Origin of the sequence: Bacillus sp. BPN334, assembly GCF_008368885.1 — a bacterium.
GTDB lineage: Bacteria > Bacillota > Bacilli > Bacillales > Bacillaceae_G > Bacillus_A > Bacillus_A wiedmannii.
Genome location: NZ_QOZW01000006.1, coordinates 526,994 through 548,266 on the forward strand (window position 1 = coordinate 526,994; position 21,273 = coordinate 548,266).

Annotated in this window: 20 protein-coding genes; 15 read left to right on the top strand and 5 right to left on the bottom strand. The window is 37.6% G+C overall.

Going from position 1 to position 21,273, the window contains the following annotated elements; all coding sequences use genetic code 11:
- Window positions 1-114: 114 nt before the first annotated feature.
- Genes pyrB through pyrE form a run of 8 tightly spaced genes read left to right on the top strand, consistent with a single transcriptional unit; the run spans window position 115 to window position 9,628 of the window.
- Complete coding sequence (gene pyrB / locus DN393_RS09855; RefSeq protein ID WP_088047259.1) at window positions 115-1,029, top strand: aspartate carbamoyltransferase; 915 nt, start codon at window positions 115-117, stop codon at window positions 1,027-1,029.
- Window positions 1,013-2,299: a dihydroorotase gene (gene pyrC / locus DN393_RS09860; RefSeq protein ID WP_088047260.1), complete on the top strand. Its 1,287-nt coding sequence runs from the start codon at window positions 1,013-1,015 to the stop codon at window positions 2,297-2,299. The genes pyrB and pyrC overlap by 17 nt, the downstream gene beginning before the upstream one ends.
- A complete protein-coding gene (locus tag DN393_RS09865) occupies window positions 2,296-3,393 on the top strand; it encodes a carbamoyl phosphate synthase small subunit (RefSeq protein WP_088047261.1) in 1,098 nt (365 codons plus the stop codon). The genes pyrC and DN393_RS09865 overlap by 4 nt, the downstream gene beginning before the upstream one ends.
- Entirely contained in the window at window positions 3,378-6,596 is a 3,219-nt protein-coding gene (carB, locus tag DN393_RS09870; RefSeq protein ID WP_149173475.1) for a carbamoyl-phosphate synthase large subunit, read from the top strand. Before DN393_RS09865 ends, carB begins: the two co-directional genes overlap by 16 nt.
- On the top strand, window positions 6,593-7,372 hold the full coding sequence (gene pyrK / locus DN393_RS09875; protein ID WP_000983346.1) for a dihydroorotate oxidase B electron transfer subunit: 780 nt from the start codon (window positions 6,593-6,595) through the stop codon (window positions 7,370-7,372). The genes carB and pyrK overlap by 4 nt, the downstream gene beginning before the upstream one ends.
- On the top strand, window positions 7,369-8,280 hold the full coding sequence (gene pyrD, locus DN393_RS09880; protein WP_002121858.1) for a dihydroorotate oxidase B catalytic subunit: 912 nt from the start codon (window positions 7,369-7,371) through the stop codon (window positions 8,278-8,280). Before pyrK ends, pyrD begins: the two co-directional genes overlap by 4 nt.
- 2 nt (window positions 8,281-8,282) lie before the next feature.
- On the top strand, window positions 8,283-8,999 hold the full coding sequence (pyrF, locus tag DN393_RS09885; RefSeq protein ID WP_048563196.1) for an orotidine-5'-phosphate decarboxylase: 717 nt from the start codon (window positions 8,283-8,285) through the stop codon (window positions 8,997-8,999).
- On the top strand, window positions 8,996-9,628 hold the full coding sequence (pyrE, locus tag DN393_RS09890) for an orotate phosphoribosyltransferase (protein ID WP_064474984.1): 633 nt from the start codon (window positions 8,996-8,998) through the stop codon (window positions 9,626-9,628). Before pyrF ends, pyrE begins: the two co-directional genes overlap by 4 nt.
- Before the next feature lie 113 nt (window positions 9,629-9,741).
- Here the strand turns inward: pyrE and DN393_RS09895 are convergent, their stop codons facing one another.
- Together DN393_RS09895 and DN393_RS09900 are read right to left on the bottom strand one after the other, a co-directional pair.
- The gene (locus DN393_RS09895; protein ID WP_064474985.1) at window positions 9,742-9,996 is read right to left on the bottom strand and encodes a YbeF family protein; all 255 of its coding nucleotides are present in this window, start codon (window positions 9,994-9,996) and stop codon (window positions 9,742-9,744) included.
- Window positions 9,997-10,162: 166 nt separating this feature from the next.
- Entirely contained in the window at window positions 10,163-11,548 is a 1,386-nt protein-coding gene (locus tag DN393_RS09900) for a hypothetical protein (protein ID WP_149173476.1), read from the bottom strand.
- A gap of 167 nt (window positions 11,549-11,715) precedes the next feature.
- Between DN393_RS09900 and DN393_RS09905 the strand changes: the two genes are divergently transcribed.
- Complete coding sequence (locus DN393_RS09905; RefSeq protein ID WP_064474987.1) at window positions 11,716-12,081, top strand: YoqO family protein; 366 nt, start codon at window positions 11,716-11,718, stop codon at window positions 12,079-12,081.
- Window positions 12,082-12,096: 15 nt separating this feature from the next.
- Window positions 12,097-12,465, top strand: coding sequence for a YoqO family protein (locus tag DN393_RS09910; protein WP_064474988.1), 369 nt, complete (start codon window positions 12,097-12,099; stop codon window positions 12,463-12,465).
- Window positions 12,466-12,497: 32 nt separating this feature from the next.
- On the opposite strand, the gene DN393_RS09915 is transcribed toward DN393_RS09910, so the two are convergent.
- The 3 genes from DN393_RS09915 to DN393_RS09925 all read right to left on the bottom strand — a co-directional run bounded on the left by DN393_RS09915 (window position 12,498) and on the right by DN393_RS09925 (window position 16,229).
- Window positions 12,498-13,022 (bottom strand): DinB family protein, encoded by a 525-nt coding sequence (locus DN393_RS09915; RefSeq protein ID WP_064474989.1) that lies wholly within the window; start codon window positions 13,020-13,022, stop codon window positions 12,498-12,500.
- Window positions 13,023-13,105: 83 nt separating this feature from the next.
- The gene (locus DN393_RS09920; protein ID WP_149173477.1) at window positions 13,106-14,176 is read right to left on the bottom strand and encodes a M24 family metallopeptidase; all 1,071 of its coding nucleotides are present in this window, start codon (window positions 14,174-14,176) and stop codon (window positions 13,106-13,108) included.
- 343 nt (window positions 14,177-14,519) lie between these two features.
- Window positions 14,520-16,229: an Rqc2 family fibronectin-binding protein gene (locus DN393_RS09925; RefSeq protein ID WP_064474991.1), complete on the bottom strand. Its 1,710-nt coding sequence runs from the start codon at window positions 16,227-16,229 to the stop codon at window positions 14,520-14,522.
- Between the two features lie 105 nt (window positions 16,230-16,334).
- On the opposite strand from DN393_RS09925, the gene DN393_RS09930 reads away from it, so the two are divergent.
- The 5 genes from DN393_RS09930 (at window position 16,335) to rpoZ (ending at window position 21,210) form a co-directional block, all read left to right on the top strand.
- Window positions 16,335-19,058: a calcium-translocating P-type ATPase, SERCA-type gene (locus DN393_RS09930; protein ID WP_064474992.1), complete on the top strand. Its 2,724-nt coding sequence runs from the start codon at window positions 16,335-16,337 to the stop codon at window positions 19,056-19,058.
- A 99-nt stretch (window positions 19,059-19,157) separates the two neighbouring features.
- A complete protein-coding gene (locus DN393_RS09935; RefSeq protein ID WP_064474993.1) occupies window positions 19,158-20,033 on the top strand; it encodes a YicC/YloC family endoribonuclease in 876 nt (291 codons plus the stop codon).
- Between the two features lie 67 nt (window positions 20,034-20,100).
- Window positions 20,101-20,364, top strand: coding sequence for an extracellular matrix/biofilm regulator RemA (gene remA, locus DN393_RS09940; protein ID WP_001251456.1), 264 nt, complete (start codon window positions 20,101-20,103; stop codon window positions 20,362-20,364).
- A gap of 13 nt (window positions 20,365-20,377) precedes the next feature.
- Window positions 20,378-20,995 carry a guanylate kinase gene (gmk, locus tag DN393_RS09945; RefSeq protein WP_001257740.1) on the top strand — a complete coding sequence of 206 codons (618 nt, stop codon included), beginning with the start codon at window positions 20,378-20,380 and terminating at the stop codon, window positions 20,993-20,995.
- Window positions 20,996-20,997: 2 nt separating this feature from the next.
- Window positions 20,998-21,210 carry a DNA-directed RNA polymerase subunit omega gene (gene rpoZ, locus DN393_RS09950; RefSeq protein ID WP_000933964.1) on the top strand — a complete coding sequence of 71 codons (213 nt, stop codon included), beginning with the start codon at window positions 20,998-21,000 and terminating at the stop codon, window positions 21,208-21,210.
- Window positions 21,211-21,273 lie beyond the last annotated feature (63 nt).

A 21,273-nucleotide genomic window follows, 5' to 3' on the forward strand; every position in this document is an offset into this window, starting at 1 on the left:
AAGGGTGGCTTCTTTCTTGCACCCTAGTCTCACACGACTAGGGTATTTTTATGCAAATGTTGTTATAAAAATACAAAAGTGGTAACATAAAAATCAGAAAGATGAGGGATGACGATGAGCCATTTGTTAACGATGAGTGAATTATCGGAAGTAGAAATTTCAGAAATCCTAAAAGACGCAGAAGATTTCGCGAATGGAAAAGAGAGCAAACCGACAGAGCAAACTTTTGTTGCGAACTTGTTCTTTGAGAATAGTACGAGAACGAGATTTAGCTTTGAAGTTGCTGAGAAGAGATTAGGACTTGAAGTTTTAAACTTTTCAGCGGATGCATCTAGCGTACAAAAAGGAGAAACTTTATACGATACGATAAGAACACTAGAATCAATCGGAACAAAAGCGGTGATCGTCCGCCATGAGCAAGATCGCTACTTCGATGAACTAAAAGATCAGGTAAATATCCCAATCTTAAACGCTGGAGATGGATGTGGAAACCACCCAACGCAGTGCCTACTCGATCTTCTTACAATTAAACAAGAGTTTGGAAGATTTGAAGGATTAAAGATTGCGATAGTAGGAGATGTTCGTCATAGCCGAGTAGCACGTTCTAATGCAGAAGCATTAACGAAACTGGGTGCAACAATTTACTTTGCAAGTCCAGAAGAGTGGAAAGATGAAGACAGCACATTTGGAACATACAAACCATTAGATGAACTTGTTTCAGAAGTGGATGTAATGATGTTACTTCGTGTACAACATGAGCGTCATGATCATTATGAAACAGACATTATGAAAGAGTATCATGAGAAACACGGATTAACAGTGGAAAGAGAAAAGCGTATGAAAGAAGGAAGCATTATTATGCATCCAGCTCCTGTAAACCGTAATGTTGAAATTGCAAGTGAACTTGTTGAGTGTGAGCGTTCACGCATATTTAAACAAATGGAAAATGGAGTTTACGTAAGAATGGCTGTACTAAAACGCGCCTTACCAAATGTATTAGGAGGAATGAAACATGAATTACTTGTTTAAAAATGGTCGTTATATGAATGAAGAAGGAAAAATCGTAGTAACAGATCTTCTCGTACAAGACGGTAAAATCGCTAAGGTAGCAGAAAATATTACGGCAGATAATGCTGAAGTAATCGATGTGAACGGAAAGTTAATCGCACCTGGATTAGTAGATGTACACGTACATCTTCGTGAACCAGGTGGTGAACATAAAGAAACAATTGAAACAGGTACACTAGCAGCGGCAAAAGGTGGATTCACTACAATTTGTGCAATGCCAAATACACGCCCAGTACCAGATTGCAGAGAACATATGGAAGACTTGCAAAAACGTATTAAAGAAAAAGCGCATGTCAACGTACTACCATACGGAGCAATTACAGTACGCCAAGCTGGTTCTGAAATGACAGATTTCGAAACATTAAAAGAACTTGGAGCATTTGCTTTCACTGATGACGGTGTAGGCGTACAAGATGCTAGCATGATGTTAGCTGCTATGAAGCGTGCAGCGAAATTAAATACGGCAGTAGTTGCACACTGTGAAGAGAATACTCTTATTAATAAAGGTTGTGTACATGAAGGGAAGTTTTCTGAGAAACACGGATTAAACGGTATCCCATCAGTATGTGAATCTGTACATATTGCAAGGGATATACTGCTTGCTGAAGCGGCCGATTGTCACTATCACGTATGTCACGTAAGTACGAAAGGTTCTGTACGCGTAATTCGAGATGCGAAACGCGCTGGAATTAAAGTAACAGCAGAAGTAACACCTCATCACTTAGTGTTATGTGAAGATGATATCCCATCAGCTGATCCTAACTTTAAAATGAACCCACCGCTTCGTGGAAAAGAAGATCACGCAGCACTAATTGAAGGATTACTAGATGGAACGATCGATATGATCGCAACTGACCATGCACCGCATACAGCGGAAGAGAAAGCACAAGGAATTGAAAGAGCACCATTCGGAATTACTGGTTTTGAAACAGCATTCCCACTTCTATACACACACCTTGTGAAAAAAGGAATTATTACATTAGAGCAGTTAATTCAATTCTTAACAGAAAAGCCAGCTGATACATTCAGCTTAGAAGCAGGTCGCCTGAAAGAAGGTAGAACAGCTGATATTACAATCATTGACTTAGAACAAGAAGAAGAGATTGACCCAACAACATTCTTATCAAAAGGAAAAAATACACCATTCGCAGGTTGGAAATGCCAAGGATGGCCGGTAATGACAATCGTTGGTGGTAAGATCGCATGGCAAAAGGAGAGTGCATTAGTATGAAAAGACAACTTATCTTAGAAGATGGAACAGTATTAATTGGAAAAGGTTTCGGAGGAGAAATTGAAAAGTCAGGTGAGGTTGTATTCACAACAGGAATGACTGGATATCAAGAAACATTATCTGATCCATCATATTGCGGTCAAATCGTAACATTCACGTACCCATTAATCGGAAACTACGGCATCAACCGTGACGATTTTGAATCGATTCACCCATCTGTAAATGGTTTAATCGTAAACGAAATTTGTGATCATCCATCAAACTTCCGTAATGAAATTTCGTTAAATGATTACTTAAAAGAAAGAAATATCCCAGGGTTAGCAGGAATTGATACAAGAAAATTAACGAGAAAAATTCGTCAATACGGTACATTACGTGGACGTCTATGTAACATGGATGCAGATGTAGAATACATCGTAAGCCAATTAAAAGCGACAGTATTTACAGATCACGTGAAACGCGTATCAACGAAAGATCCATACCCAAGCCCAGGCCGTGGACACCGAGTTGTACTTGTAGACTTCGGAATGAAACATGGTATTTTACGAGAATTAAATAAACGTGACTGTGATGTAATTGTAGTACCTTACAATACAACAGCAGAAGAAATTTTACGCCTTAGCCCAGATGGAATTATGTTAAGTAACGGACCTGGAGATCCGAAAGATGTACCAGAAGCAATTGAAATGTTAAAAGACATTATCGGTAAAGTTCCTTTATTCGGAATTTGCTTAGGACATCAACTATTCGCTCTAGCATCTGGTGCGAATACAAGTAAGTTAAAATTCGGTCACCGTGGTTTAAACCATCCAGTAAAACATCTTGCAACTGGAAAAGTAGCAATTACATCTCAAAATCATGGTTACGCAGTAGAAGAAGAATCAGTTAAAAATACAGACCTTGAAATTACACATGTTGCTTTAAATGATGGAACAGTAGAAGGTCTTCGTCATACGAAGTTCCCAGCATTTACAGTGCAATACCATCCAGAAGCTTCAGCAGGACCAGAAGATGCAAATGATTTATTCGAAGATTTCTTAGAAATGATTGAAAACTTCAAGAAAGAAGGGGAAGAGTTATGCCAAAACGCCTAGACATTAACACAATTTTAGTAATCGGATCAGGACCAATTGTAATTGGGCAAGCAGCAGAGTTTGACTACTCTGGTACACAAGCTTGTCAATCTCTTAGAGAAGAAGGTTACAAAGTAATCCTTGTTAACTCTAACCCAGCAACAATTATGACAGATACTGCAACAGCAGATAAAGTATATATAGAACCATTAACATTAGAATTCGTAAGCCGTATCATTCGTAAAGAACGTCCAGATGCAATCTTACCAACATTAGGTGGTCAAACAGGTCTAAATATGGCTGTTGAACTTGCGAAATCAGGCATACTTGAAGAGTGCGGAGTTGAAATTTTAGGAACAAAATTATCAGCAATCGAGCAAGCGGAAGATCGTGATTTATTCCGTACACTAATGCAAGAATTAAATGAACCAATTCCATCTAGTACCATTATTCATACGCTAGAAGAAGCACATGAATTTGTAAAAGAAATTGGTTATCCAGTTATTGTTCGCCCAGCATTTACAATGGGGGGAACAGGTGGCGGAATCTGTAGTAATGAAGAAGAACTAATTGAAATCGTATCAGGTGGATTAAAACATAGCCCAGTAACACAATGTTTATTAGAGAAGAGCATTGCTGGTTGTAAGGAAATTGAATATGAAGTAATGCGTGATTCGAATGATAACGCGATTGTAGTATGTAACATGGAAAATATCGATCCAGTTGGGGTTCACACAGGTGATTCTATCGTTGTAGCACCGAGCCAAACATTAAGTGACCGTGAGTATCAAATGTTACGAAACACTTCATTAAGAATTATTCGCGCATTAGGAATTGAAGGTGGATGTAACGTTCAGCTTGCACTTGATCCACATAGCTTCCAATACTATGTAATCGAAGTAAACCCGCGTGTAAGTCGTTCATCTGCACTAGCATCTAAAGCAACTGGATATCCAATTGCGAAATTAGCTGCGAAAATTGCAGTTGGCTTAACATTAGATGAAATTATAAACCCAGTAACACAAAAAACATACGCTTGCTTCGAGCCAGCATTAGACTATGTTGTTTCAAAAATTCCACGTTGGCCATTTGATAAGTTTGAATCAGCAAACAGAACACTTGGTACACAAATGAAGGCAACTGGTGAAGTTATGTCAATCGGACGTAACTTAGAACAATCATTATTAAAAGCGATCCGTTCTTTAGAACTTGGCGTTTATCACTTAGAGTTAGAGCATTTAAAAGAGCTTAATAAAGCAACAATGAAAAAACGCATTATAAAAGCTGATGATGAGCGACTGTTTATTGTAGCAGAAGCAATTCGTCAAGGTGTAACGAAAGAAGAAATCAACGATTGGTGTGAAATGGACTTCTTCTTCTTACAAAAAGTTGAAAATATCGTAAACATGGAACGCGAAGTAAAAGCAAGTGTAGGAAATATGGAAGTATTACAATCAGCAAAAGAAATGGGCTTCAGTGACCATTACATCGCCAGTGCTTGGAACAAAACAGAGCGTGAAATTTACGATATGCGTAAAGAAAGCAATATAACTCCTGTTTATAAAATGGTAGATACTTGTGCGGCAGAGTTTGAATCTGCAACACCATACTACTACAGCACATATGGTGACGAGAATGAATCGGTTAGAACAGATCGTAAGAGTGTTGTCGTACTAGGGTCTGGTCCAATCCGTATCGGTCAAGGGGTTGAGTTTGACTATGCAACAGTTCACTCTGTATGGGCAATTAAAGAAGCTGGATATGAGGCAATCATTGTTAATAACAATCCAGAAACAGTTTCAACAGACTTCAGTATTTCTGACAAATTATACTTTGAACCATTAACAATTGAAGATGTAATGCACATTATCGATTTAGAAAAGCCAGAAGGTGTTATCGTCCAATTCGGTGGACAAACGGCAATTAACTTAGCTGCTAAATTAGAGGCTCATGGTGTGAAAATCTTAGGAACATCACTTGAAGATTTAGACCGTGCAGAAGATCGTGATAAGTTTGAAGCAGCTCTAACACAGCTTGGTATCCCGCAACCAGTTGGTAAAACAGCAACGACTGTAGAGCAAGCGGTAGCAATCGCTGACAAAATTGGTTACCCAGTATTAGTAAGACCATCTTACGTACTAGGTGGACGCGCGATGGAAATCGTATATCGTCAAGAAGAACTGCTGCACTACATGAAAAATGCGGTTAAAGTTCACGCAGATCACCCAGTATTAATCGACCGTTACATGGTTGGTAAAGAAATTGAAGTAGATGCAATTTCAGATGGTGAGAATGTGTTCATTCCAGGTATTATGGAACATATTGAACGCGCTGGAGTTCACTCTGGTGACTCAATCGGAGTATATCCACCACAAAGCTTATCTGAAAAACTGAAAGAACAAATTATTGAACATACAATTGCACTTGGAAAAGGTTTAAATATTGTTGGATTACTAAACATTCAGTTTGTAGTATTCAAAGATGAAGTGTATGTAATTGAAGTAAATCCACGTGCGAGCCGTACAGTACCATTCTTAAGTAAAATTACAGGCGTACCGATGGCGAATGTTGCAACGAAAGTTATTTTAGGTCAAGATCTTGTAGAGCAAGGATATGGAACTGGTTATCACCCAGAAGAGAAAGAAGTGTATGTAAAAGCACCGGTATTCTCATTCGCGAAGCTACGTTCAGTTGATACAACATTAGGACCTGAAATGAAATCAACAGGGGAAGTAATGGGGAAAGACTTAACACTTGAAAAAGCATTATACAAAGGGTTAGTTGCTTCAGGAATTAACATCCCAACGCACGGATCAGTAATCATTACTGTAGCGGATAAAGATAAAGAAGAAGCAATGGAAATTGCAAAACGTTTCCACGAAATCGGATATAACTTATTAGCAACAGCTGGAACAGCACAATCGTTAGCAGAGCAAAACATTCCAGTGCAAGTTGTAAATAAAATTGATTCTGAAGAATACAACTTACTTGATATTATCCGTCAAGGAAAAGCACAGTTTGTAATCAATACATTAACAAAAGGCAAACAACCAGCGCGTGATGGTTTCCGCATTCGCCGTGAATCAGTAGAAAATGGTGTGGCTTGCTTAACATCACTTGATACAACGAGAGCAATCTTACGAGTACTAGAATCTATGACATTCTCAGCTCATTCAATGAAAGAAATTACGCAAACGAAGCGTCACGAGGTGGTACATGCATGATGCAAAAGCAAAATATGATCGTCGTTAACCAAAAAGAAATCGCAAAAAACATTTACGAATTAGTGCTTCAAGGGGATCTTGTGCAGCAAATGAACGATCCAGGGCAGTTTGTACACATTAAGGTAGCAGAGGGCATTACGCCCCTTCTGCGCCGCCCAATTAGTATTTGTAATGTCGATCAAGACAAAAACGAATTTACAATGCTATATCGTGCGGAAGGACAAGGAACAAAAACATTAGCGAAAAGAAAACAAGGTGAACTTGTAGATGTGTTAGGACCACTTGGACATGGTTTTCCTGTAGAAGAAGCGGAAGCTGGACAAACGGCTCTATTAGTTGGAGGGGGAATTGGTGTACCACCACTATATGAATTGTCACAGCGTCTTGTAGCAAAGGGAGTACGCGTTATTCACATCTTAGGTTTCCAAACGAAAGATGTTGTCTTCTATGAAGAGAAATTCGCAGAGCTTGGTGATACGTATGTTGCAACAGTTGATGGTACGCACGGTACAGAAGGCTTTGTAACAGATGTAATTGATAGCTATGGAATTGACTTTGACATTCTATATTCATGTGGACCTTTAGCGATGCTTCGTGCATTAGAAGGACGCTATAAAGAGAGAAAAGCCTACATTTCATTAGAAGAGCGTATGGGCTGTGGCATTGGAGCATGTTTCGCCTGTGTATGCCATTTACAAGCAGATCCGAGTGGACATTCTTACAAGAAGGTGTGTAGCGACGGACCAGTATTTCCAATCGGGGAGGTTGTACTATGAACAGATTGCAAGTTGAATTACCAGGGTTATCATTAAAAAATCCAATCATCCCAGCATCTGGTTGCTTCGGATTTGGTCGTGAGTATGCACAGTTCTATGATTTAAGTGTACTTGGATCAATTATGATTAAAGCGACAACAGAACAGCCTCGTTACGGAAACCCAACGCCTCGTGTTGCGGAAACACCAGGCGGAATGCTAAATGCAATCGGGCTTCAAAATCCTGGATTAGAAAAGGTAATGAATTCTGAATTACCTTTTCTCGAGCAATTTGATCTTCCGATTATTGCAAATGTTGCTGGCTCACAAGCTGAGGATTATGTAGCAGTTGCGAAGGAAATTTCAAAGGCACCTAATGTTCATGCGCTAGAATTAAATATTTCTTGTCCAAACGTAAAAACGGGTGGTATCGCTTTTGGTACGAATCCTGAAATTGCTGCTGATTTAACGAAGCGAGTAAAAGAGGTTTCTGAAGTACCTGTATACGTAAAATTGTCACCGAACGTGGCAAACATTGTGGAGATTGCAAAAGCAATTGAAAATGCGGGTGCGGACGGTTTAACGATGATTAATACATTGCTTGGTATGCGTCTAGATTTAAAAACTGCAAAACCAATTTTAGCAAACCGTACAGGCGGATTATCAGGTCCTGCGATTAAGCCAGTAGCGATTCGTATGGTACATGAAGTAAGCCAAGCGGTTAACATTCCGATTATCGGAATGGGTGGTATCGAAACAGCGGAAGATGTAATTGAATTCTTCTACGCTGGCGCAAGCGCAGTTGCAGTTGGAACAGCGAACTTTATCGATCCGTTCGTATGTCCGACAATTATTGAAGAATTACCAGCATTACTAGATGAATTAGGATTTGATCACATTTCGGAATGTCAAGGAAGGAGTTGGAAGTAAGTATGTCACAGACGTTAATCGTTGCATTAGATTTTCCAGGGAAACAAGATGTAGAACAATTCCTGCGCCACTTTGAAGGGGAAGAGTTATTTGTCAAAGTAGGTATGGAGTTATTTTACAAAGAAGGCCCTGCGATTATTACGTACTTAAAAGAAAAAGGACATAAGATCTTTCTAGATTTAAAACTTCATGATATTCCGAATACAGTAAAAAGCGCTATGCGTAGCCTAGCTAGTCTAGATGTAGATATGGTAAATGTTCATGCTGCTGGGGGAAGCAGTATGATGAAAGCCGCGATTGAGGGATTAGAGGAAGGTAAGCAAGAAGGAAAAGAGAGACCGATTTGCATTGCAGTTACACAACTAACAAGCACTTCGGAAGCTATGATGAAAAAAGAGATCGGCATTGAGAAAACGTTAGAAGAAGCGGTTGCTCATTATGCAAAACTAACGAAAGAAAGTGGACTTGATGGCGTTGTTTGTTCAACACTGGAAGTTCCAAAATTACGTGAAGTATGCGGAAATGAATTTGTAACAGTAACACCGGGGATTCGTCTTGCAAGCGATGATGTAAATGACCAGGTGCGCGTAGCAACACCGAAACGTGCGAGGGAACTTGGCTCAAGCTACATCGTAGTTGGACGTAGTATTACAAAAGCAGAAAATCCGCTTGAAGCGTATAAAACAGTAAAACAACAGTGGGAAGGTGTAACAGTATGAAAAAAGAAATCGCATCGCATTTATTAGAAATTGGAGCAGTATTTTTACAACCGAATGATCCATTTACTTGGTCTTCAGGTATGAAATCACCAATTTATTGTGATAACCGTTTAACTTTATCTTATCCAAAAGTACGTCAAGCGATTGCAGCTGGATTAGAAGAGTTAATTAAAGAGCACTTCCCAACTGTAGAAGTTATTGCAGGAACAGCAACTGCTGGTATTGCGCACGCTGCATGGGTAAGTGATCGTATGGATTTACCAATGTGCTACGTACGTAGTAAAGCAAAAGGTCACGGTAAAGGGAACCAAATTGAAGGAAAAGCTGAAAAAGGTCAAAAAGTAGTAGTAGTAGAAGACTTAATTTCAACTGGCGGTAGTGCAATTACATGTGTAGAAGCACTTCGCGAAGCTGGATGTGAAGTATTAGGAATCGTATCAATCTTCACATACGAGCTAGAAGCAGGAAAAGAAAAACTAGAAGCAGCTAACGTAGCATCATACTCTTTAAGCGACTACAGTGCATTAACTGAAGTAGCAGCAGAAAAAGGTATGATTGGACAAGCTGAAATGAAAAAATTACAAGAGTGGCGTAAAAATCCAGCAAATGAAGCTTGGATTACAGCGTAACACGAAAAAAAACGACCGCGGGGGAACGCGGTCGTTTTTTATATTATTGTTAAAACTTCATGTAAAGTCCTATCGATATCAAAAAAATCATATTATAATCTCTTTACTAAATACTACTTAGTGCTTTCTGCAATCTCATATCCTCTCACAAACAATAGAGTCATATAAGAAACAATAAATGAGAAGATGCTGTACATGCCAACCCAAAAGAAAAATTTTGGAGTAAAGGCGATAACACCTATTATTAAAAAACTAGCAAACGTTACAATCGGCATTACGTAATACGTTTTCGTCTTGCGCGTTCCAATAACAGAAACGATAAAGATAAGTAATGGACAAATTAATAAGACGAAAATCAATTCATTCATAGTTATGTCCCCTTTTCTAATGGAAGTAATCTGTTTCTCGTAAACGTTTTAAAATAAATACTCTCTTAATATAATTTCGCTAATATATATATAATCCCTTTTGAAAGTCAGTAATAAATGATGGATTTCACAATAAGAAAAGTAAGCAAGAGAACACTTGCTTACTTTATAGAATAAACATCGCAACGATCGTGGTGACAATTAAGCCAATCACAACCGGTAAAAAGTTTCGGCGTGCGAGTTCAAATGGATCTACTTTACAAATGGCAGCGGCAGGAATAAGGGCCCAAGGAATTAAAGTCCCGCCTCCGGTCCAGATTGCTGCAATTTGCCCGAGTGCTGTTAATGTGGCCGTTCCGTGCCCCAGTGCTGTGCCGAAAAGATTGGCAATCGAACCAGCAAGTGATATACCGGAAAAGCCAGATCCATCTAACCCTGTTATGACACCAACGATAGTTAATGTTCCTGCTGATACATATTGGTTTAAAGGAACAGTTTGAGATAAGGCGATTCCTAAGTCGTTAATGATTCCGTGTGAACCTTTCGGTAAATAGTCCCCGATAATTTTTACAAAGCCGCTATCTCCTAAATAAAAGAGTGCAGCAATTGGAATAACTGGGCCGAAAATTTTAAATCCAAATTGGAGCCCTTCTATAAAGTAATCGGTCGTTTTATTCAGTCCATTTCCTTTGTAAGCGATGAGCGAAATAATGATAATCATAATAACAGTCGTCCCGCCGATAAGTGCAGTTGCGTCGCTTCCTTGTAGTTTAAATTGAATCATGCAAAGGATATCGATGGCATATACGATCGGAATACAAATAGCGAGCCATTTTTTTGTCCGAGGAGATAATGAAGTAAGCGTTTTAGAAGATTCAGTTGATGGGATAGATTCTTGTATAGATAAGCCTGTATGGAATTCTTTTCGTAAGAAGAAAAATGCGACGGAAGTTGTCACAATACCCATAACGATAACGAGGGGAACACTGGCAGAAACAACGCTGGAAACAGGAAGACCAGCAGCATCCGCTGTTAATTTCGGTGCACCTTGAATAACGAAGTCACCAGATAAGGCGATGCCGTGTCCGAATAAGTTCATAGCGATGGCAACTCCAATTGGCGGAAGACCGACGCGTACAGCCACAGGTAATAAAATAGCTCCCATTAAAGCGACAGCTGGGGAAGGCCAAAAGAAGAAAGAAATTGTCATCATTAAAAGGCCGATAATCCAGTAGGCGAGGGTAGGGGTACGAATCATCTTTGTAAATGGTGAAATCATCGTATCATTTATGCCAGTATGAACGAGTAGATTGCTCATTGATACGATAATAGAGATGATTAATATAGTTGGTAAAAGTTCAGTAATAGCGTAAATGAAACTTTGAAAAATATCGCTAACGGCAAGAGGGATAGAACTTGTAGCGGTTAATGCTAATAAAAAGATAAAAACGATACAAATAATCGTCGTATCTTTCCGGAGAATAAAAAAAGTAATAATAGTGAGTAAACAAAGAATATAGAGAGCATGCAACAGCGTTAATTCAACTCCCATAACATTCACATCCTTTAGGCATTCGTGTAGTTTATTGTATGAAAGCAGTAAAAGTATGTGAGTATAGGAAAAAGAAAAAAAGTGAAATTTCATGTACTGTAATGGTAAGAAGTAGAAATGGATGTTACAATACAATTAATCCTAAAAATGGAATTTAAAGAGGGCTTATGCGCAAAAAAATCGGGTTTTGGGGATTCATTATATCTTGTAGTCTATTAATCATTTTGAATCTGTTTACAAGCAATGAATGGATCAGTATCATACCTGTTTTCGGGTTTGTATTTATACTTTTATATAACTGGGATGATATAAAACAATATAGTAAGAAAAGTATCGGAATTATAATAGGTATCATTGTTGTTTGCTCATTTTTCGTAGGGTTTATTTTAATAGAAGGGCAGAAGCAAATGGAGAAAATGTCTATTTTTCAACAATGGATGTCATCTGCGAAGGGTTTTTATATTGTAATTGTATTTGTTATTTTACTAAGACTTGTTATAAGCATAGTAAGTTACATATTAAAGGAGAAGTAGAATGGGGGAGTACGAATGAGAGGGAAAATAGGGTATTATGGTGTGCTCGTTTGTTTACTATTATCAGTTATTTCAGGGCAATTTCTTAAAAGTGAATGGGTACCAATTATATGGTGTATAGGAGTATTGATATTTGCTCCCATGTATCGCTGGGATGAATGGAAAGCATATAGCAGAAAAAAGAAAATTGTTTTCAGCATCGAGTTTGTCATTATAATTAGCACGATTCCTTTTTTGTTATTGAAAGGAAATGAGATAATAGATGCAATTGTAATGTTTCAAGGGTGGTTATTTATTGTGAAATTGCTATATTTAATATGTATATTAATGTCGGTAGCGATAATCGCTAAAAAAGTAAACGAAAAGTTATTCGTTAATGAATAAAAGAAAGTGCCACCTTATCTGGTGGCACTTTCTTACTTTACTGAATGAGCTTTTTGCATCTTTTTAATTAAACGAATTTGTCCGCGATGATTGATTTCATCTTCAAAAACGTGAAACCATTTAAAGTAGTTATTTGCGGGTTTGTCATACCAGAAATCTGTCGTTTTAAATAGCCATTCATCAGGTAACGATTGAAAAGTCTCGATCGTTTTGGAACGTACTTCTTGCAATGTATGTATGTAAAATTCTATAGAGTTGCCTTTGATTTTCTCGCGTCCAAGATTCCCTAATTCAATAGCAGGTAACCACCGTTCTAATTCAGCTTCCGTTGGTTCACGGTCTTCAAAAGTATGAATTTGGTAGTAAAATTCAATAGCAGCCATATGGTACAAAAGCATACCAATTGAGTTTGCTTCCTCATCATATAAATAATCAAGTTCTTCAATTGTTAAACCTTCCACTGCTTGCATTGTTGTATAGCGAGCGTAATTCATCATGGAAACAATTTTGGAAAATTCAGGATGCAAACCATCTATCTTGTCGATTACAAAATTCAATTAAAATTCCCCCTCTTTAAACGATGACTCCAGAGAAAGAATTCTATGTGCAGAGAAAAACTCCTTTTAAAAAGGTCATGATTTTAACAAGGAATCACAATTAGTTCCCGATTTGATTTTGTAATAACTTCATATCCGTCTTTTGTGATGACAATATCATCTTCAATTCTACAACCGCCCCAGTTTGGTATGTAAATACCAGGTTCAACTGTAACAACCATACCTTCTTCTAAAGTAGCCTTACTTTCTTGGGATAGGCGAAGAGGTTCATGTATTTCTAACCCAAGACCATGACCAGTAGAGTGTCCAAAGTATTGACCGTATCCATGTTCTGTAATGTAATCTCTCGTTATATCATCGATACTTTTCGCAGTTTCTCCAGGCTTAATTGCTTTAGTTCCACGCTTTAACGCTTCTCGTACAACATTGTATATCTTTTTGAATTCTTCTGATGGTTCTCCGATTGCTACAGTACGAGTTATATCGGAACAATATCCATCGTAAAGTGCACCGAAATCTAATGTAACGATGTCGCCTCGCTCGATTATTTTATTTGATGCAACTCCATGAGGAAGTGAAGAACGAACGCCAGAAGCTACAATGATTTGGAATGAAGAGGATGTAGCCCCTTTTTTTCGCATGAAAAATTCTAACTCATCTCGTACATCATTTTCACTTATTCCTGGTTTTAGAAACGTAATGATGTGGTGAAATGCTTCGTCAGCAATATTAGCTGCGATTTTCATTGTTTCTATTTCCGGCATGTCTTTAATAATACGAATATTTTCGATGATTTCGCACACTTGAACCATTTCCACATGTACACATTTTTGTAAGTTTTTATATTGTTGCAATGTCATGTTGTTCTCTTCAATTCCGAGTTTTTGAATGTTTAATTTTGATACTTGATTTGCAATTTCTATTTCTAAATTTCCTGTATGCATAATAATTTCAGCATCTTTTATTTGTGATTTCGCTTGATCTACATAGCGAAAATCAGTTATAAAAACAGCTTTATCCGCAGAGATTAAGACGACGCCAGCACTACCTGTAAAGCCTGTTGCATATTGGCGATTTTCTTTTTTTGTAATGAGTAACCCGTCAATTTCATAGTTTTGTAGTTGATTTTGGATTTTATTAATTTTTAAAGTCATGTTAATTCCCCCTATTCACAGTATTTAATAAAGCAAATAGTGTGCCAAAATGTATATTTGAAGAAAGGATAGTAGGGAAAACATATATTTTAGGGGAGATAAGAAAATAGCCCGCCATTTGTGGGAGACGGTTTGTTTATAAAATTCAGATTGCTTCAATAAATAGCAGGGGGATGAAAAAATATTGATTGGAGTTACACTTGTACTTTATTTACATGCTGTAAAAAATTTTATACAAATGTGAAATGACACTGTCAATTTTTTTGACAATATTGAATGGATATAGCAACTAAATTGAAAATAAATAAAAAATGCGTTGCTTATAAGCAACGCATTTTTTTATTTACGCTTTTAATTTCATTACAGTATCAGCATCAGGTGTTACATATACGGTTTGCTGATTGTCGTACGTAACAAAACCAAGTTTTGCACCACTCGGTTTTTTGACATGGCGTATTTTGGTGAAATCTACAGGAACAGAACTAGAATCTTTTGCTTTACTGAAATAGGCAGCGATTTTAGCAGCTTCTAACACAGTTTCTTCGGTAGGTTCAAGAGAACGAATGACAACATGAGACCCAGGGATATCTTTCGTATGTAACCAAATTTCATCACGACGGGCAAACTTCGTTGTTAAATAATCATTTTGCTTGTTGTTTTTACCGACGAAAATTTCTGTGCCATCACTTGCTAAATATTTGTCCAATACTGGTTTAGTAGGCTTTTTCTTTGCGTTTTTCGTTTTACGATTACGCATATAACCTTCTTCAGCTAATTCCTCACGAATTTCTTCAATATCTTTTGAAGAAGCAGCTTCCATTTGTTGAAGTAAGCTATCAAAATAAAGAATTTCTTCATTTGTTTTTTCAATTTGTTCTTCTACAACAACAACTGAATTTTTCGCTTTTTGGTACTTTTGGAAATAGCGTTGCGCATTGTCAGATGGTGTTTTTAAAGGATCTAATGTAATTTTTACAGTTCCGCCATTTTCGTCGTAATAGTTAACGACTTCAATATCTTTATCACCTTTTTTCAAAGCGTACATATTGGCTGTAAGTAGTTCTCCAAATAGTTGATATTTATCTGCTTTTCCGGCATCCTGTAATGTTTTTTCTAGTTTAATGAGTTTCTTCACATTTTTATTTTTTTCGTTTTGCATAAAGCGCTCTAAATCATAAGCTTGTTGTTTTACACGGTCGCGCTCTGCTTTTCCGAAAAAGAAACGGTCTAGCAATTCACTAACAGATGAAAATATCTTACCTTCTCCTTGCAAGTGTGCAAGAGGGAAAAGATAAAAGAATTCTTTCCCATTTGAAGTAGTCATTGTTGGTGAATATGTATGAGTTAGTAATGGTTTTTGTATGGAGAAAAATGCGTCCGCTAATGCTTTTTCATTTACCATACCTGCTTTTTTCACTACTTCTTTTGCGAATAACGGCGATATTCCCGTAAAGGTGCCGACAAGCTGTTTATCCATGTTTCCAGATAGAAAGTCTAGCGGTCTAATAAATTCATCATTTGTTTCAATCTGAAGTGGGTTAATTTTATGTTGTGCTGGTGGTGCAATATATTCAGCTCCAGCGTATACAGTTCGATGGCGGTTTACTGCTAAAGAAACGTGTTTTAAGCTATCTAAAATATTGTTTGTTTTTGTGTCTACCAAAATGATGTTACTATGTCGTCCCATTATTTCAATTACTAATGTTTTTAGCGATTCATCACCAATTTCATTTCTGCTACGAACGGTGATTTGAATAATGCGCTCTAAATCAATTTGTTCAATTTTTTCAATGAAACCACCTTCTAGATGCTTGCGGAGAAGCATACAAAACATTGGCGGAAGTGCAGGTGAATCGTAATTTTGATTTGTTAAGTGTAAACGTGCATATGTCGGATGAGCGGAAAGAATTAGTTTTTGATTTTTTCCGTTTGCTCGAATATGTAATAAAATCTCGTATTTTGAAGGTTGATATATTTTGGAAATTCTTCCTGTGTAAAGAGAATTTGCAATTTCATGTGTAATTGCTCTTGTAAATAATCCATCGAATGCCATAAATGAACACTCCTTTCTAACTAAAAGTTAATTATAGCATTTTTTTGGACGAGGCTGAATAAGCTTTCAATAGAGTATGTCTGGAATCAGGAGGTCGATAGCGGGATGAACTGGTATGGAATGCGCGCACACGAAGTGGAAGAAAGAACGAATACGAATGTGAAGGTTGGACTTACAGAGAAGGAAGCAGAAGGGCGAATAAAAAAATTTGGTACAAATGAATTAGATGAAGCCAAAAGGCCTTCTGCACTGATGGTATTTTTGGCGCAGTTTAAAGATTTTATGGTACTTGTTTTATTTGGTGCAACAGTAGTTTCGGCTTTTTTAGGGGAATACATTGATTCTATTGCGATTGTTGCGATTGTTATTATCAATGGTATTCTTGGCTTTTTTCAAGAAAGAAAGGCTGAAAAATCACTGGAAGCTTTAAAAGAGCTAGCCGCCCCGCAAGTTACTGTAATGCGGAATGGAAAGTGGGTAAAAGCACCGTCTAAAGCACTTGTTTTAGGTGATATCATTAAATTTTCTAGTGGTGATCGTATTGGGGCGGATGTACGTCTTGTTGAGGCATCAAGTTTATATATCGAAGAATCAGCTTTGACAGGAGAGTCAGTACCGGTGCAGAAGAAGGTAGAAGCTCTGCAGGGGCAAGATGTTTCAATTGGTGATCAAAAAAATATGGCTTTTATGGGTACGATGATTACACGAGGAGCTGGAACAGGGGTCGTTGTAGCAACTGGTATGAATACAGCGATGGGCCAAATTGCAAATATGTTACAAAATGCAGAGCAAATGGAAACACCACTGCAAAGAAGATTAGAGCAACTCGGGAAAATATTAATTATTGTGGCTCTTATTTTGACAGCGCTTGTCGTATTAGCCGGTGTGTATCAAGGGAATGAAGTGTACCATATGTTTTTAGCAGGCGTGTCGCTAGCTGTTGCTGCTATTCCTGAAGGATTACCAGCAATCGTTACAGTAGCTTTATCGCTTGGTGTACAGCGTATGATTAAAAAGAGAGCAATTGTAAGGAAGTTACCAGCGGTAGAAACGTTAGGGTGCGCTTCTGTTATATGCTCTGATAAAACAGGAACAATGACGCAAAACAAAATGATGGTAACACATATGTGGTCAGGTGGAGAGTTATGGAAAGTGACGGGTCAAGGGTATGAACCTAATGGCTCTTTTTTGAAAGGTGAAAAAGAATGTGATCCAGCTAAAACAAAAGCATTGTATCAACTACTCACATTTGGTTCACTATGTAATAACGCAAATATTATTCAAAAGAAAAAGGCGTATGTATTAGATGGAGATCCAACTGAGGGAGCACTAGTAGCTGCAGCAATGAAGGCGGGGATAACGCGTGAGGCACTGAAAGGGAAATTTGAAATCATTCGTGAATTTCCATTCGATTCAACTCGAAAAATGATGAGTGTTATTGTGCGAGATAGAGAGGGGAAAAAGTTTCTTGTTACGAAGGGAGCACCAGATGTCCTCCTGCAAATGAGTCAAACGATTTTATGGGGGGATAAGCAACAACCGATAAGTGAGTTGTATAGAAAAGAAGTACAGGCGGCTATTCATAGTTTAGGTAGTCAAGCGCTTCGAACAATTGCAGTTGCATTTAAGCCATTAAAAGTAACAGATTCTATTGAACATGAAAGAGACGTTGAAAAAGATTTTATGTTGGTCGGGATACAGGGAATGATTGATCCGCCAAGACCAGAGGTAGAACAGGCTGTAAAAGAGTGCAGAGAAGCTGGTATTCGAACAGTGATGATAACAGGAGATCATAAAGTGACAGCAATGGCAATTGCGGAACAATTAGGGGTTTTACCACCTGGTGGACGTGTTGTTGAAGGAGTAGAACTCGCGAATATGGATGTAGAGGAACTAGAAAGTGTTGTAGAAGACACGTATGTATTTGCTCGAGTATCACCTGAACATAAATTGAAAATTGTTAAGGCGTTGCAAAATAAAGGGCATATAGTAGCGATGACAGGTGATGGAGTAAACGATGCTCCGGCTATAAAAACAGCGGATATTGGGATAGCGATGGGAATTACAGGGACAGACGTTGCGAAAGAAGCGTCTTCTCTTGTTTTGCTAGATGATAACTTTGCTACGATTAAATCAGCAATTAAAGAAGGTAGAAATATATACGAGAATATACGTAAGTTTATCCGTTATTTATTAGCATCGAACGTAGGAGAAATTTTAGTCATGTTATTTGCAATGTTACTTGCATTACCGCTGCCGATGGTTCCCATTCAAATTTTATGGGTGAACTTAGTTACTGACGGATTACCGGCGATGGCATTAGGATTGGATAAGGCGGAAGGAGACGTGATGAAGAGAACGCCGCGTCATCCGAAAGAAGGGGTATTTGCTAGAGGGCTTGCCTGGAAAATTATAAGTCGTGGCTTTCTAATTGGAGCAGTGACGTTAGTGGCGTTTATTATTGCATATAATCAACATCCAAATGAATTGAAATATGCACAAACTGTGGCGTTTGCGACGTTGGTACTTGCACAACTTATTCATGTATTTGACTGCCGAAGTGAACATTCTATCTTCCACCGTAATCCGTTTGGGAACGTGTATTTAGTAGGAGCGGTTATCATTTCTTTACTGTTAATGTTAGTGGTTATATATTACCCACCGCTACAACCGATCTTTAGTACAATGCCAATACAAGCGAGAGATTGGTTGTTAATTGGAGGTTTGTCATCAATTCCGACCTTCTTATTAGTAGGTTCTTTATTAACAGGGAAAAAGGGGAAGAAGGAAAAGCCAATATTATATAAGAAGGGATTAAACTTGAAATAGTCAATGATATGAAAATGTGATATAATTTACAGAAGGTAGTAGAGCCTTGTCTCTATTACCTTTTTCATTGAGTTATTTCATGGCTTGGATGTGATAAAAATGATTTGTAGTATGACAGGATTTGGAAGATCGAAAGTAGAAAATGATACTTTTCAAATTACAGTAGAAATGAAATCGGTGAACCACCGTTTTCTAGAGATGAGTATTCGACTTCCGAAGCAAATGATGATATTTGAGGACAAAATTCGTAAAATAATTGCAGAACAAGTTCGGCGTGGACGCATTGAAGTGTCTATTAGTATAACGGGTGAAGGACTTGTTGAAAGAAAATTAAGTGTGAATTGGTCGCTTCTTGAGCAGTACCAATTGATTATGGAAGATATAAAAGGAAAATTTCAATTACAAGATTCTATTACACTTCAGCAATTAATGGAAATGCCAGAAGTAACAGCGATTGAAGAAGTAGAAAATGTAAATGAACAATTTGAGAACGGTTTATATGAGGCTGTTCGCCAAGCTGCTCATATGTTAAAAACGATGAGAGATGGCGAAGGAGAACGATTACATAAAGATATAGCGTATCGTTTACAAGAGATTCACAATTGTGTAAATGCAATTATTCCGCATGTACCGATTGTTACACAAAAATATCGTGAACGATTAGAAAATCGCTTAAAAGAATTACATAATCAAGATCTAGATGAACAAAGATTGTTAACAGAAGTCGCAATCTTTGCAGAGCGTTGTGATATTCACGAAGAGTTAGTTCGTTTGCAAAGTCATTTAGAGCAATTTCGTGAAACACTGCAGATTGAAGAGCCTGTTGGAAGGAAAATGGATTTCATCGTGCAAGAGATGCATAGAGAAATTAATACGATTGGTTCTAAGGCAAATGACTTAACAATTTCAAAATATGTTGTAGAAATGAAAAATAACCTTGAAAAAATTCGTGAACAAGTACAAAATATTGAGTAGCTTTCAAAAAATATATAAAGTTATACGTGGTGGAGAAATCGGATAGACTTACTAGGAGGCGCAAACTATGGCCATGCGGTTTTTAAATATTGGATACGGAAATATTGTATCTGCTCATCGAATTATTGCTATTGTAAGTCCGGAGTCAGCTCCTATTAAACGAACAGTACAGGAAGCACGCGAACATAATGCTTTGCTTGATGCTACGTATGGGAGAAAAACAAGGGCGGTTATTGTTATGGATGATGGGCATGTGGTATTAAGTCCAATTCAGCCAGAGACGATTGCACATCGTTTGAATAATAAAGAAGATTTAAGTGAGGAAGGGTAGGTTTTACATATTTATGAGAAGTAGAAGAGGATTGCTCATCGTTCTTTCAGGACCTTCTGGGGTTGGTAAAGGAACGGTTCGAAAAGAGCTATTTAGTCATGAGGATACACGTTTTCAGTACTCCATTTCAGTAACGACACGTAAGCCACGTGAAGGTGAAGTTGATGGTGTGGATTATTTCTTTAAAGAGAGAGAAGAATTTGAGGAAATGATTCGTAATGAAAAATTACTTGAGTGGGCTGAGTTCGTAGGTAATTATTACGGAACACCAATCGACTATGTTGAAAAAACATTACAAGAAGGAAAAGATGTATTCTTAGAAATTGAAGTGCAAGGAGCAATTCAAGTTAAGAAAGCTTTCCCAGAAGGTGTATTTATTTTCTTAGCACCTCCAAGTTTATCTGAACTAAAGAACCGTATTGTCGGCCGTGGTACAGAAACTGAAGATGTTATTGAAAATCGTTTAACGGTAGCGAAAGAAGAAATCGAAATGATGGACGCTTACGACTATGTTGTAGAAAACGATCAAGTTGAATTAGCTTGTGAAAGAATTAAAGCAATTGTGGTTGGTGAACATTGCCGCCGCGAAAGAGTAGCAAAATATTATAAAGAAATGACGGAGGGTCTATAATTATGTTAAATCCATCAATTGATTCATTATTAACAAAAATCGATTCTAAATATACACTTGTAACAGTAGCTGCAAAACGTGCGCGTGAAATGCAACTTGCTGATAACTGTGTTATCGAGCAACCTGTTTCTCATAAATGTGTAGGTAAATCATTAGAAGAAATCGATGCAGAAGTATTAAAATATGTACCAAGCGAAGACAAAATCATCGATTAAGGCATTCTTTTCGACAAATTAAAACATAGACTTTATAATTTTCTATGTAACGGTAACAACCTA